The sequence below is a fragment of the Amycolatopsis sp. PSD-21 genome, from assembly GCF_055561455.1.
Map to the genome: position 1 here is coordinate 1,728,600 of NZ_CM145712.1, position 12,637 is coordinate 1,741,236.

The 12,637-nt window shown below is 67.5% G+C and carries 13 protein-coding genes and 1 pseudogene; 8 read left to right on the top strand and 6 right to left on the bottom strand.

Annotated features, from left to right (window positions below; translation table 11 throughout):
- The first annotated feature begins 14 nt into the window (after nt 1–14).
- Nucleotides 15–1,283, top strand: a complete 1,269-nt coding sequence (locus tag ACZ1DY_RS08515; protein WP_172964539.1) for a sigma-70 family RNA polymerase sigma factor — start codon at nt 15–17, stop codon at nt 1,281–1,283.
- 18 nt (nt 1,284–1,301) lie between these two features.
- Here ACZ1DY_RS08515 and ACZ1DY_RS08520 read toward each other — a convergent pair whose 3' ends face one another.
- The gene (locus ACZ1DY_RS08520; protein WP_391359904.1) at nt 1,302–2,069 is read right to left on the bottom strand and encodes a hypothetical protein; all 768 of its coding nucleotides are present in this window, start codon (nt 2,067–2,069) and stop codon (nt 1,302–1,304) included.
- A 17-nt stretch (nt 2,070–2,086) separates the two neighbouring features.
- Nucleotides 2,087–2,959 carry a hypothetical protein gene (locus ACZ1DY_RS08525; RefSeq protein ID WP_127516251.1) on the bottom strand — a complete coding sequence of 291 codons (873 nt, stop codon included), beginning with the start codon at nt 2,957–2,959 and terminating at the stop codon, nt 2,087–2,089.
- A gap of 324 nt (nt 2,960–3,283) precedes the next feature.
- Between ACZ1DY_RS08525 and ACZ1DY_RS08530 the strand changes: the two genes are divergently transcribed.
- The 3 genes from ACZ1DY_RS08530 to ACZ1DY_RS08540 all read left to right on the top strand — a co-directional run bounded on the left by ACZ1DY_RS08530 (nt 3,284) and on the right by ACZ1DY_RS08540 (nt 5,919).
- The gene (locus tag ACZ1DY_RS08530; RefSeq protein WP_391359907.1) at nt 3,284–4,120 is read left to right on the top strand and encodes an SAM-dependent methyltransferase; all 837 of its coding nucleotides are present in this window, start codon (nt 3,284–3,286) and stop codon (nt 4,118–4,120) included.
- Entirely contained in the window at nt 4,117–5,016 is a 900-nt protein-coding gene (locus ACZ1DY_RS08535) for a hypothetical protein (RefSeq protein ID WP_465484096.1), read from the top strand. Before ACZ1DY_RS08530 ends, ACZ1DY_RS08535 begins: the two co-directional genes overlap by 4 nt.
- A gap of 34 nt (nt 5,017–5,050) precedes the next feature.
- A protein-coding gene (locus ACZ1DY_RS08540) for an IS5 family transposase (protein WP_377478175.1) occupies nt 5,051–5,919 on the top strand; the annotation gives its coding sequence in 2 pieces (ribosomal slippage) (nt 5,051–5,416 and nt 5,419–5,919; 867 coding nt in all).
- A gap of 15 nt (nt 5,920–5,934) precedes the next feature.
- Here ACZ1DY_RS08540 and ACZ1DY_RS08545 read toward each other — a convergent pair.
- Nucleotides 5,935–6,132, bottom strand: coding sequence for a hypothetical protein (locus ACZ1DY_RS08545; protein ID WP_391356913.1), 198 nt, complete (start codon nt 6,130–6,132; stop codon nt 5,935–5,937).
- Between ACZ1DY_RS08545 and ACZ1DY_RS08550 the strand changes: the two genes are divergently transcribed.
- The 4 genes and pseudogenes from ACZ1DY_RS08550 to ACZ1DY_RS08565 all read left to right on the top strand — a co-directional run bounded on the left by ACZ1DY_RS08550 (nt 6,133) and on the right by ACZ1DY_RS08565 (nt 9,449).
- Nucleotides 6,133–7,176 (top strand): tetratricopeptide repeat protein, encoded by a 1,044-nt coding sequence (locus tag ACZ1DY_RS08550; protein WP_391356910.1) that lies wholly within the window; start codon nt 6,133–6,135, stop codon nt 7,174–7,176. It begins immediately after the preceding gene.
- Between the two features lie 21 nt (nt 7,177–7,197).
- A complete protein-coding gene (locus ACZ1DY_RS08555) occupies nt 7,198–7,419 on the top strand; it encodes a helix-turn-helix domain-containing protein (protein WP_391356907.1) in 222 nt (73 codons plus the stop codon).
- A 67-nt stretch (nt 7,420–7,486) separates the two neighbouring features.
- Nucleotides 7,487–7,886 (top strand): annotated as a pseudogene (locus tag ACZ1DY_RS08560) (RNA polymerase-binding protein RbpA).
- Between the two features lie 588 nt (nt 7,887–8,474).
- Nucleotides 8,475–9,449, top strand: a complete 975-nt coding sequence (locus ACZ1DY_RS08565) for a hypothetical protein (protein ID WP_098085241.1) — start codon at nt 8,475–8,477, stop codon at nt 9,447–9,449.
- A gap of 1,419 nt (nt 9,450–10,868) precedes the next feature.
- Here the strand turns inward: ACZ1DY_RS08565 and ACZ1DY_RS08570 are convergent.
- The 3 genes from ACZ1DY_RS08570 to ACZ1DY_RS08580 form a co-directional block, all read right to left on the bottom strand.
- The gene (locus ACZ1DY_RS08570) at nt 10,869–11,186 is read right to left on the bottom strand and encodes a hypothetical protein (RefSeq protein WP_465484097.1); all 318 of its coding nucleotides are present in this window, start codon (nt 11,184–11,186) and stop codon (nt 10,869–10,871) included.
- On the bottom strand, nt 11,173–12,051 hold the full coding sequence (locus ACZ1DY_RS08575) for an inositol monophosphatase family protein (RefSeq protein WP_391356900.1): 879 nt from the start codon (nt 12,049–12,051) through the stop codon (nt 11,173–11,175). Before ACZ1DY_RS08575 ends, ACZ1DY_RS08570 begins: the two co-directional genes overlap by 14 nt.
- 73 nt (nt 12,052–12,124) lie before the next feature.
- On the bottom strand, nt 12,125–12,577 hold the full coding sequence (locus ACZ1DY_RS08580) for an NUDIX domain-containing protein (protein WP_465484098.1): 453 nt from the start codon (nt 12,575–12,577) through the stop codon (nt 12,125–12,127).
- Nucleotides 12,578–12,637: the final 60 nt, after the last annotated feature.

A 12,637-nucleotide genomic window follows, 5' to 3' on the forward strand; every position in this document is an offset into this window, starting at 1 on the left:
GTCGTGATGTAGGTATGACCCAGATCGACGAGCGGACCGGTCAGCGCACGGAGCAGCGAACGGCGGAGGATGAGGTGAGCGAGGATCGCGAGCCGACTGCGGCCGAGGTGCTGGCGTGGCGGCGCGATGACGTGTTCCTCCCCGAGGCCGAGGCCACTCCGGAGGAGTTCCCATCCCTGCGGAACATCTCAGCCGGATTCATCTTCGGCGGCGTCGTCCGCCCGCGCGAACCGGCTCCGCCGGAGTACGCGACGCTCCCGATGTCCCACACCTCGGACCGGGACTTCGTCGCACTCGCGCAGTGGAACATGCTGTGGGAAGCGGCCCAGTTCCGGCGGCGCTTCTTCGACTTGGACGACCTGCCGAAGCCGATGGCGAAGATCGCCGATCTCGGCGACGTCAATGTCACATTCGTGCCCCGGACGCGGGCGCGGTACTTCGAGTACGCGCCGCTGTTCCACCTGCTGCCCAAGCGCATCCTGGACATGTTCGGACTCCCGCTGTTGCGTGGCGGCCAGTGGCCGTTCATGGCCGACTGGGCCGGCATCGACGACTTCCTGCCGACCGATTTCGAAGCCCGGCTCGCCCGCGCCTGGGCGTGGACGGTCTGGCCGCACCTGATGTCGGGGTCGAAGATGAAGGCGTTCTCAGCCGACGACCCGATCCGGCTGCTGGCCCACAACCTCGACTTCTGGGTGCCCGCGGTCACCGCCACGATCCAAGACCGGCTGCGGGACTTCCCCGAGGTCGACAAGGGCAAGACGCCCGGCCCGGTCCTCCTGGAGGACGGCAGCGTGCTCGCCGGGGCCATCGCCGGCAACCCGCGGATGGGCGGGCCCGTGTGGTTCGGCGAGGACGACGCCCACGACGCCGTGGTCGAGACCGTGGAAGCCGCCGACCGGACCGGCCAGCTCCGCGGCATCCTGGACGCCGTCCGCTCCCACCGCATCGAGGACGACTTCTCCAGCCACTGGTCGTACGCACGCGAAGACTTCGAACGCAAGCTGCACGGCAAACGACGCAAGGTCACGGTGAAGTTCGTCGAGTTGACCGACACCATCCCGGTCCAAGGGCCGGAGAGCGAGGTGCTGGACAACCTGGTCACCAACGACTTCCTCACACTGCTGGACGCCCGGAACCGGCAGATCGTCGTGCTGCTCAACAGCGGCGTGACCAGGAAGACCGAGATCGCGGACGTGCTCGGGTACGCCAACCACAGCGCCGTCTCGAAGCGCCTAGCGCAGATCCGCCGGGCCGCCGAGGCGCACTTCGACGAGAACTGAGCCAGCCGGTCGTAGTAACTATCCGTCTGCGCCGTGTGGTCGGTTCGGCTCCGGGTGGTCGGAGAGTTGGTCGGCAACCAGTGCGATGAGCTCTTCCAGGGACTGAGGCCCGGTCGTTCCAAACGTAGCCCCGGCAATGACCGGTTCGTCAGGGCGTTCGGTGGGGGCGAACAGGGACGGCAGCGGCGGCCACCTCAGCGTGGCTAGCAGCATGGCGATGTCTGGAGCGCTGGTTAATCCGGGCTCGATGTCTTCGCACCGCCGCAGAACCGCATTCAGCTCCGCGATGACTGGCCCCAGAGCCATTCGATCATGGCCTGCGAGCACCTCGCCAGTGTCAGGGTCGATGGCGCGGAACGGGGCTGGCTGCCGCACGAACTCCGCATCCGCCAGGTCTGTCCACGACTGTGGGATGCGCTGGTCGCGGACAAGGTCGTCGATGCGTTCGTCGAAGTGATCGGCGGAGTCCCGGACCTTCCTGTCCCGGAGGGCCGAGGTGTCGCTGATCATCAGCTCTGTCCGCAGTCGGTCGGCGCGGAAGCGACGCCAACGGGACTTGGGATCCGCTCCATCGGCCCTGACGGGCCACAACAGCTTGCTGATGATGGCGGACGCGGTGAGGAACGACTGGACCGCAGGCCACGCCTCGGAACGCCGCTGCGGATCCCGGCTGAGAATGAGAGCCTGTTGCACCGCGGCCAAGGCGTAACTCGCCTGCCGCACGATCTCGGCGACGTAGAACCGCCGGGCTCCCGATGCCCAGCGCAGCTCCCAGTCGTCGCCCACTCGATCATTGTGTCCCGTCAACGACGTAGGCGTTGGCCATCCAGGCCAGGCAGGAGCCGACCGTCATGTTCCCCGCCGCTCCCTCGACGTAGGTCCCGGTAGCGGGTGACGGCGTGTGCGCCCGGAGTCCGTACCCACAGTGGAGCGCCGATGAGGATGCGTTCGACGTCTGGGCTGATGCCGCCGTCGCGGTCAAAGGTCCACCGGTCTTTGTCGAGCACGACGTCGCTGTAGATCTGCGCGAACCACTCGGATTCAGTCGCGTGGCCGAGCGTGAAGCCCCGCGTCCAGGGCTTGTCCTCGTGTTCGTCCCAGGTTCCGGTCACGCCCTGCTCGGTCGCGATCTTCAGGGCTTCGACCGCGATGGACTCTGGGTCGTCCCACTGTGAATTGTTGATCGTGCCGCGGCTCCGGATGTACAGAGCAATCGCCCGAGCTGCGGAGGACGACCATCCTTCCGGTGGCTTGTCGGAGCCGCCGACGTAGTCGGCGGTGTTCTCAAGGCTGCCGAACAGGCACACATCGACGCGGACGCCAGTGCTGCTGCGAGTGCTGACGTACATCACGACGCCTTGTCGCTTCTCAATACCGCCCGTGAACTGGGCGAACTCGACACGGCCGACGCCCTTGGCGAACACCGCCGGCGGCGGGGTGACGAAGTCCTCGACTGCGAGGTCTCCGATCGCCGTTTCGATTCGACGTGCGACCTCAGCACGGTCGAGCGTGCGCGCCTCCTGCGCAAATTCGAGCCCACCGATCAAGGGAATCGACGCCGTCTTGGCCTTCCAACTCACGCGCCGTTCGAGGGCGATGCCGTTTGCCGACGCGATGTCCCGGATACGGCGATCCGACCAGTAGGCGTAACTCCGGATCACACCGAGCTCGCCCATGAGCAGGCCCTCCAAGCGCCGTTCGTCGAAGCGGTCCCGTCAGGGCCAGCACGTTCGAAGCCTACCTATCCGCCCTCCCACTCAACCGGGTGAACCATGCCGCCGCTGCTGTCGAGCTCACGTGTGGTGTCGCCTCATTGGCGCCTCACCAGCGCCTCGCCGCCGCTCTGGTTCAGATCTTGATACAGCCGTCTAATCGCCCACACGAATCGACCCAGCCGGTTCGACTGGTGCTGGTGCGCCGCAGGTCACGGCAGGTGGGTCGACCAGACGCACGGTGAGTCGGCTCGTGATGGCGAGACGGGGTGGGAGAACGTCACGGTGATGGCGACGCATGAGAGCGCGTCCGGTCTTGAACAACAGGTAGACCCCGACGCGCCGTCGCTGTTCCGGATCTACGACTACCTGCTCGGTGGTGGGCACAACTTCGCGGCCGACCGCGCCGTGGCCGACAAGATCACCACGCTGGTGCCTGGGTATGACGTATTCGTCCGCGAGAGCCGCGCCTTCGTCCGCCGCGCAGTCCTTCACATGCTCACGACCGGAATCGAGCAGTTCCTCGACCTGGGTGCGGGCATGTTCAGCGCCCACCCCGTGCACCATCTCGCCCAGGCTGAACGTCCTGACGTCCGCGTCGTCTACGTCGATCGCGACCCCATAGCCATCGCCGGTCTCGGTCTGATCGTCCATGCGGACGATCCGAGCACCGGGGTGATCGAGGCCGACCTGCGGCACGTTGACGAGGTGCTCGACCATGCCGTGACCACTCGGCTGCTCGATCTGACTCGCCCGGTGGGCGTGGTGGCCGGGTCGGTGTTGCATTGCCTGCCCGACGCCGAGGATCCGGCCGCCGCATTGGCCAGGTACCACGAGCGGCTGGCACCCGGCTCGCTGTTGGCCGCCTCACACGCCGACGGCATCGTCCTCGGGCTGGAATCGGCCGGTGCGATCGAGGACTGTCTCGCCAGGGCCGGGATCACGCTCGTCCACCGAAGCCGGCGGCAGTTCGCCGACCTGCTGGGACCGTGGCAACCACACCCGGACGGCGTGGCGCCGATCGGCTTGTGGCGACCGGACGGGCTCACCCTGCCCGTACGCGAGTGCCTGTGGGGCAACGCCGTGCTCGCCGACCGCCGTCCCGAGCCCGCGGAGCGCGCATGAACAAGGCCGAGCACATCAACACCGTGTCCGGATCGGTCCACGGCCAGGTGCTGCAAGCCCGCACGGTAACCGCCGACACCATCGTCCTGCACGCTCCCGAGCACCGAGTGCCGGTTCCCCGGCAGCTTCCGCCGCCCGCGCACACCTGGGTCGACCGCGCAGATGAATTGGAGCGGCTGGACCGTCTGCTCACCACGGCGGGCCCGACCCGCGTGGTGGTGACCGGCCTGGGCGGGGTCGGCAAGACCGGCTTGGCGGTGCGCTGGCTCGACGGACACCACGAGCGCCACCCCGACGGCGTGCTGCACGTGGACCTCAACGGCTGGAGCGGCCACCCGCCACCGGCCACCGCGCAGGTCCTCGCCGGATGGCTCCGCGCGCTCGGCGTCGCCGCCGACGACCTGCCGGGCGAGGTGGCCGAGCTGGTCGCGCTGTACCGAACGGTCACCTCGGACAAGGCGGTGGCCATGCTGGTCGACAACGCCCGTTCCGCCGAGCAGGTGCAGCCCCTGGTACCTGCCACGGCGCGCGGCACGATCCTGGTCACCAGCCGCAATCGGCTCGCCGAGCTGGCCATCGCGGGCTTCCGCCACCTCGACCTCGACTGCTTCCCCGCCGCCACCGGCGCCGCGCTCCTGACCGGCCTCCTCGACGAGGATCGACAGCCCATCGGCGAGGAGCTGCTGCACGCGCTGGCCATCCGCTGTCACGGGCATCCGCTGGCCCTAACCATCGCCGGAGCCCATCTCGCCGCCTACCCCCGGCGCGACCCGGCGCGCCTGATCACCCGGCTGACCCACCTCGCCGAGGCGTCCACTGGCGCTTTGGACCCGCACGAGCTGTCCGTTGAAGGAGTGCTGCAGATGAGTTACGAGGACCTAGGGCGTGTCCTGTAAATGATCTAGCTGCGGATGGGGTTTGATCTTGTCCGTGGTTGGTCGGGGTGAGTTGACGGATCGGGCCTGGGCGCGGATTGAGCCGCTGCTGCCGGCGGTGTCGGGGCCGGGGCGGCGGTGGCGGGATCACCGGCAGGTGATCAATGCGATTCTGTGGAAGCTTCGGACCGGCGCGCCCTGGCGTGATCTGCCCGAACGGTATGGGCCGTGGAAGACCGCCCATGAGCGGCTGCGGTTGTGGACCAAGGACGGTACTTGGCAGCGGATTCTGGACGAGGTGATCGTCAAAGACGACGCTGTCGGGGACGTGGAGTGGGTCATCAGTGTCGATTCCTCGGTGGTCCGGGCTCACCAGCATGCTGCGGGAGCCCGGAAAAAGGGGGCTGCACGCCCGCCATCGAGGCGATCGCGGTCGACGGCGAAGGACTCGGACGTTCCCGCGGCGGATTGAGCACCAAGATCCACCTCGTGGTCGAGGGACGCGGGCTGCCCATGCGGGTTGTGCTCACCCCGGGGCAGGCTGGTGACAATCCACAATTGGTGCCGCTGCTGGACGGGATCCGTGTCGCTCGCACCGGGCCTGGCCGCCCACGCCGCCGTCCCGAGGTGGTGATCGCGGACAAGGCCTATTCGCACCCCTCGACCCGCCACGCCCTGCGACAACGCCGGATCCGGTTCGTCAGCCCCGAACGCGACGACCAAATCGCCCGCCGCGCCGCGCACGGCTCACGGGGCGGACGCCCGCCCGCCTTCGACGCCGAGTTGTACAAGCAGCGCAACGTCGTCGAACGCTGCTTCAACCGGCTCAAACAGTTCCGCGACCTAGCCACCCGCTACGCCAAACGCGCCGCCTACTACCAGGCAGAACTCACCATCGCCGCCATCATCCTCTGGCTACGATGAATTGCAGGACACGACCTAGACGCCACCACCGCCCGGCTCTACCGCGGTCTGGCCGAGCATCCCGGCGTCGAGTTCACCGCCGAGCCGCTCGCCGCCGGGCTCGACGTGCCGGTCACCGACGTCGGCCGCGGGCTCGGGCGGCTGGTGGAGGCGAACCTCGTCACCGAGTCCGGGGACGAGCGCTACCGGCTGCACGACGTCCTGCGAGAGCACGTGCAAACCCTGGCAGGCCAGGATGACCAGGCCAAGCGGCTTGCGGTGCGCCGCCGGATGATCGAGTGGTACCTGCGGCGCGCGGCGGCGGCCGACAAGATCATCAATCCTTTCCCTCGCCGGTTCAGCCCCGTCTACACCGATCTGGACACCGGCATGTTCGCCGACGCGAAGGCCGCCCTGGAATGGGCCGAGACCGAACGCGCCAACCTTCTCGCCGCTCAACAGGACGCCGCCGACCAGGGCTGGACGGAGCTGGTGTACCAGTTCGGCGAGGTCCTGTGGAACCCGCTGCGCCCCAACTACACCGCCGGTGAGTTGGTGAGCTCGCAGTTCCTCGGGGCCAATGCCGCCGCCGACGCCGGGCACATCCTGGAGGTCGTCTGCCGCACCCGCCAGGGCTTCGGCGAGACCAACCTCGGCCACCACGAGGCCGCCGTCGCCATCTGCACGATCGCCGTCGAGCGCGCCGCCGAAGTCGGCGACCCGTGGCTGCACTCCGGCGCGCTGTCCACCCGCGCCCGCGCCCACCTCAAGGCCGACGACCCGCACGCCGCCCTCCCTGACCTCGAACATGCCCTCGAAATCGCCGAGGGGATGAACGACGCCCGCAGCATCGCGCTGCGACACCGACGCCTCGGCGAAACCGCCCTGCACCCCAAGATCGCCGACGCCCCGCTCGCACTCCACCACCTGCGGCTGGCGGCGAGCATGTTCACCGGCATCGGCGATGACATCGGCCACGCCCGCACCGTCCTGCACCTGGCACGGGCCCTGACCCTGAACGGGCAAGCCGCCGAGGCAGTGTCGGAGCTCGCCGCGATCGAGCAGGCCGTGCGCGACTACGGCTCGGTCGGCTACCTGGCCGACCTATGCACCGTGCTCGGCGAGGTCCACGCCGCGCTCGGCGACACCGCCGAGGCCCACCGCTGCTACAGCCAGGCCATCGACTACTACACCGCCGCCGGCCCCGGCGCCGACAAGAGCAAGGCCACCGTCATCGCCCGGCGCGACGCCCTCGACTCCGACCAACCGACCGCCTGAACGCGAAGAGGAGCGAACGACATGGCAGCACACACCACGGCCAAGGGACGCCGGATCACCGGCGAGGCCCGCACCAAGATGGCCGCTGACCTGAAGAAGAAGTACGAAAAGGGCGCCAGCATCCGTGCACTGGCCGAGGCCACCGACCGCTCGTACGGCTTCGTGCACCGAATCCTGACCGAGTCCGGCGTGGTGCTGCGTGGACGCGGCGGCGCTACCCGGACCAAAACCAAAGCCCCATAGCCAAGCGACAGCGGGCACGAGAACGGCTCGCGACACCAGCCCATCCGATACGCGAGCGGAGATCATGATGCCCAGACGCGTCTTGCGGGGCTACCGCCTGGGAACGCACACTGGCGAACCGGATCGCGATGCGCGGCCGGCGCCGCGGATTCAAGTCCGCTTCGCGTGCCGAAAAGGACACGAGTTCACCGTGCCATTCTCGACAGACGCCGAGATACCCGCCGTCTGGAGATGCCCACGACACGGCGTCGAACATTGCCTCCGCATCAATGAAGACTCCGCCTGGCAACCGCCCAAGGGAAAGCCCCCACGCAACGCACTACGTCATGCTCTTGGAACGACGCAGCATCGCCGATCTTGAAGACCTCGTCGACCAGGCGCTGGCGGGCATCCTCCTGCAGCGCCGATCACCTTACGGTCGCGTGCCCATCGGCGACCGAACCTACGGTTTCCGATTCGAGCCATGACCGCCGGCCCGAGAAGGCGTAACAGGCAGGCCAGCTCTGATCTGATGTTTCGAGCCGACTACCTCGGAGCATGCGACGTATCGAGCCCGAGGGCGCCTCGCCTCATCATCGACGTGCAGGTCGCGGTCTACGGCTTGGGCTGGCCGGTGCCGGAGTTACGAGCCGGTGAGCCCCGCAGTTCCGTGACACGCTCGCGGAATGGCGCGCCGACCGGCCCGCGCAAATTGTCGTCTGCCACCGTCGTGGGACAACCACGTTGCCAGTCATGGGACCAGCGACAGCGGTAATCTACCGAGAGAAACGTGTTCCAGATCTGCGTCGCGGAGCGATCATGGCGATGGCGACCGAATGTCCTGTAATGCCGATGTGCGGTCGAACGGTGGATGACCGATTCCGATTGTTTGCGCAGTGACCTTGATGCCGCTGGCACAGGCCACTGAGCGACGCGATCAACACGGCAGTGTCTCTATGGATGGGTCGGCGATGAGACGGCCGAGAGTGGCCCGACCCGACACGGACGCCAGCGCTGCACCTGCGGTAACAACGGCTCGATCCGCCGCCATCGACCTCCCTCCGGATAATGGAGCCATGGAACGGCCGATCGATTTCTCGCGCGACCGCCGCATGCTGTGCGGGATCTGCGCCCACGAGTGGCTGGTCGGACTCGATTGGATCGACCGCTGGGAGCAAGGTAGAGAGGTGTGCCCTGGGTGCGGAACGACGTGCGAACACGAAAACGCTCCCCGGGTGACGGTCAATCCCGACGATCTTGCGCTCGACGCCGACAAGATCGCACAGTTCGCCTGGTACCACACGACCACGGTGCCGGACTGGCCGACGAGGGACTTCGACCCGGCGGCCGATCTCACGCCCGAGACACGAAGAGTGATGGGCGGCGCGAAGCGGGTCGCCGCGTGGGCCGCGCGCCAGCGCGGGAAAGCCCTCCATGTCGGCACATACGAGTCCGCGGTCCACAACATGCTGAGGCGGATGCGCGACCAAGCTGACCGCGGCAGCCAGTTCTACCTGTACCGCGTTCTTCTGGTGCCGTCCGTCGTTGTGCGGGAGGGCTGGCTCATAGACCCCAGCGACTTCATGGGTGACGTAGTTCTCGACGAGGTCTGCCCTCCAGGCGTGGACGTCGCCCGCTACCTCAACTATCACGAGGACCCCGGCGGACTCTCACTCGCCCTGGGACGGAGCGCGATCGCCAGCGTCCAGCAGGTCGCCGTACCGCTCCCTGACGCCTGCGACGACGATTGGGTGCGAGAAGCCGCCACGGCTCTCGATGGCACCTCCGACACCCCTGTCCCGGCCACCGACAGGCTTAGTCGATTCATTCGGCCGTCGTCTCCGCAAGCTCTCCTGCGTCGCGAGCTCGGTGCGGCTCTGGCCGGCAAGCTGCCGGTGAACCTCCAGGACCAGTTCGCGTCCGCCGCTGCGTTCGACGAGGGCAACAACCCGATGCAATGGGCTCGTCGGACGAGCTGTCTGTTCGATCTGATCGTGAATCCGCTACGCACGCTGGCCGAACTCGACCGGCAAGAGCGCCGCACGGTCTGAGAATCCACCGCGGTTGCTGCTGCCGCCCAGCACTGACTGTGTTCACAGGTGAAGTTCGGCCGCTGGCCCGCACTATCAAGATCAGCAGCCAGATTCCGGGCCGCCTGAACGTCCGCTCATAGCCGCTGACCGGCCATCCGGGAACACAGCGTCCGCCAATCGCCATCGCGATAACCTGTTCCAGTTCTGCACCGCTGTCGGTGGTCCCATGACTGGCCACGTGGTGGTCCCACGGCCGTGGCAGACGACACAAATGCCGACCCACGGACACCTCTTTGTGTTCGCAGTTTCCTTCGCTATGCCCCCAGGTGTTCATACACATGTTTGCTCGATACGGGCCGCGCCAGTACCGGTGGCGATAGTGAGGCGAGCGGCGGCTGTTGTCCGACGTGTCGTGGTCGGCGTTGTCGTCTCCGTCGTGGGGAGGCAGGTCTTCGGTCCTGAACCGCGGGTGTACCCGGACGATGTTCACGGCGCTCGTCGCGATGATGCCGGCTCGGGCGTCGCCTCGGGTCACTGATCGCGGAGCTGCGATCACATCGGTCTGGGTCAGCGGTTTCTTGACTTTGTGGTCGAGCAATTGCCATAGGCCGTAGACGGTCTGGACCCACCCGGCGCAGTGGTTCGCGTCGGGTTCGGGGAGCAGTTCACCGAATTGAAGGGTCGCGGTGAAGGTAGCGAGTACCGGCATCGGGCTCATCCGGGCCGAGACCGAGCGGACATGGTCGGCGAAGTAGCCCGCGCTGTAGCGGGTCTTTGTCGCTGCCCACTGGGCGACGAACGTGTCCGGGGGCAGGCCGGTCCAGTGGGGCGGCCGATTTGGGGTGTAGAACGACAGTTGGACCCGGTCCTCGTGCGGCGGTGGCAGGTGTGACCAGCTGATGGCGACGATTGGGGCCTCGACGTAACCGGAGACGTCGTAGAGCCAGGGGGCTGGTGTCCATCCTGAGCCTGGCAGGTCTTGCGCACGCGCGGCGTCATAGAGGGCGCCGCCGATGCAGCTCTCGAACAGCATGAAGCCGGTCATGCTGGGCATTCGGTCCGGGCTGGCGGGTTCGGTGGACGGGGTGGACGAGTAGGTCACGGCCATCTCGATCGCCTCGTGGTCGACCCACGTCAGGCTCGCGTTCTGGAGGCGGTCGGCTTCATCGCGGGCGTATCGACGCACTTCCCGGCCCTCGCTCTCCGCCGCGGCGGCTCGGGCGACCTGGCCTGTACGTCCTTGCTGGGCGCCCTCGGCCGCGATGTTGGCGTAGTGCTCGTGAAGCCGCCGGCGGAGGAAGGGAAGCTGCTCGGAAGACGGAGCGACCCACGGCGCGGGCTGGAAGATCGAAGCGTCCGGGATCGGGTCGGGAATCTTGAGGCCATCGGTTGCCGGGTGCATGAAACGGACTCCAGCCAAGGTCGCGGCGGCGCTGGTCACAGGCGGCGCAGTGCTTGCAGCACGCGGTCGAGAAGCGCCAGGTGCTCGTCGTCGGGCCGCGGTCCCTCCAGCGCGGCCCGCCGCGCGGCGGCTCGTTCCTCGTCGAGGTCGAGCGGAAGCGCGGACGGCCCCGTGGCGGGCAGTTGTCCAAGGCTGGGGAGGTACTCGGTGAGTGGTCCGTTGTCGGCATGGCGGCACGCGGCTTTATCGTGGACAGCATCGAACGGCAGTTCGGGGGTTTCCGGCGAGCAGCGAGGACTCGGCAGGATCACCATCGCGTCCGCCTTCGTGTCCGGCTCCTCACTGTGGTTCACTGCTCTGCGGCAAACTGGTCGGACTCATGACGGGTTCGTGTCGGTCGCCATCGGGCCAAAAACGGGTGCCACGCAAGACCCGCAGGAAGGGCAGCAACTCCTCGCGAAGTCCCGGCGTGGTGGCAATCGCGCACCGGGAACGAGTGGTGTGAGGGCTGGCGTCGGCATCCAGGACGAGGGCTCCGGCCTCTCGGGCGATGACGGCCCCGGCCGCGGTGTCCCAGGTCCGGTTGCCGAGCAGGACGCAGGCATCAAGGGTGCCGTCGGCGACCCAGACGAGGTCAAGTGCGGACGAGCCGTAACGGCGAAGCCCTTGTGCTCGTGCCGTGAGTTCCCGGTCCACAGTGGAGCAGAGCACGTCTCGTAGCGCAGTGTCCTGGCCGCTGCCATAGTCGCTGAACCCGATCAGGGCTCGATCGAGCGACTCAGTGCCCGAGGCGGCGATTGGTTCTCCGTCGCGGTAAGCGCCCTGCCCGTCGGTCGCCCAGTAGCGGTGTCCGAGAAAGGGAAGCGCGGTGACGCCGAGGATGGGGCGGTGGTTGTGCACGAGCCCGAGCGCGATCGCGCACAAGGGACTGCCGTGGTGGTGGTTGATCGTGCCGTCGATGGGATCGAGAACCCAGTACGTCTCCTGGTTGCCAACCGCGCCGGTTTCCTCTCCGAGGAACCCGATTTCGGTGCGTCCATCGGCAATCAACCGTTGGCGGACCACGTGTTCGACGTCCTCGTCCACTTCGGACACAGGGTCGCGGTCGCCCTTGTACCGGATCGAGCGAGGACGGTGGCTGAGGACATGCTCGACCGCAAGATCGATCGCGGCCTGTGCCGCGGGCAGGGCAGCGGTGAGGTCGGGTGCCGACAGCATGGTTCCTTCGGTTCTTCGGGCGCGCCCGGCTCACGTAGCTGCGCCGAATGGACCGGGCCGTGGACGGTGAGGGTCAGGAGTGGTGCGGCCACCACGGGTGTTCGACGGTCAGTGCGTCGCTTCGCAGTCGTTCCGCGATGACCGCGGGGCGCAGCTCGACTTGGTGGAGGTCCGCTTGGGTGAGCCACCGCAGTTCGTGTTCGCTGGACCGGGCGGCTTCGGGGCCAGCGAGAGTCACGTCGAACAGCAGGGCCAGTTCGTAGAGGGCAGGCCCGTTCGGTGAGGTGTGATCGCGCAGTTCGACGGTGGCGCAGAAGTCGAGGTAGGCGAGGTCGACGTCGGTCTGTTCCCGCACGGAGCGCCGCAGGGCGTCCTCAACGGATTCACCTGGTTGTACTCGACCGCCGGGTAGCCGGAAGGCGCTGGCGTCCCGGTCTCGGACGAGCAGGAGACGCTCCTCGTGCCCGACGAGGCCGTATGCCCCGACAAGCGGACCGAGAGCTGGAGTGGTGGTGGAGGTCATCATGGTGCTCTCACGATCGACGGACAGGACGATAACCGAGGTGACGCCTCAAAGAGGCCAACG

What these genes read in the sequence shown, in the direction of transcription:
- ACZ1DY_RS08580 (WP_465484098.1), bottom strand. Translation starts at nt 12,577, where the DNA reads ATGATGACCTCCACCACCACTCCAGCTCTCGGTCCGCTTGTCGGGGCA.
- ACZ1DY_RS08575 (WP_391356900.1), bottom strand. Translation starts at nt 12,051, where the DNA reads ATGCTGTCGGCACCCGACCTCACCGCTGCCCTGCCCGCGGCACAGGCC.
- ACZ1DY_RS08565 (WP_098085241.1), top strand. Translation starts at nt 8,475, where the DNA reads ATGGAACGGCCGATCGATTTCTCGCGCGACCGCCGCATGCTGTGCGGG.
- ACZ1DY_RS08515 (WP_172964539.1), top strand. Translation starts at nt 15, where the DNA reads ATGACCCAGATCGACGAGCGGACCGGTCAGCGCACGGAGCAGCGAACG.
- ACZ1DY_RS08555 (WP_391356907.1), top strand. Translation starts at nt 7,198, where the DNA reads ATGGCAGCACACACCACGGCCAAGGGACGCCGGATCACCGGCGAGGCC.
- ACZ1DY_RS08530 (WP_391359907.1), top strand. Translation starts at nt 3,284, where the DNA reads ATGGCGACGCATGAGAGCGCGTCCGGTCTTGAACAACAGGTAGACCCC.
- ACZ1DY_RS08535 (WP_465484096.1), top strand. Translation starts at nt 4,117, where the DNA reads ATGAACAAGGCCGAGCACATCAACACCGTGTCCGGATCGGTCCACGGC.
- ACZ1DY_RS08525 (WP_127516251.1), bottom strand. Translation starts at nt 2,959, where the DNA reads ATGGGCGAGCTCGGTGTGATCCGGAGTTACGCCTACTGGTCGGATCGC.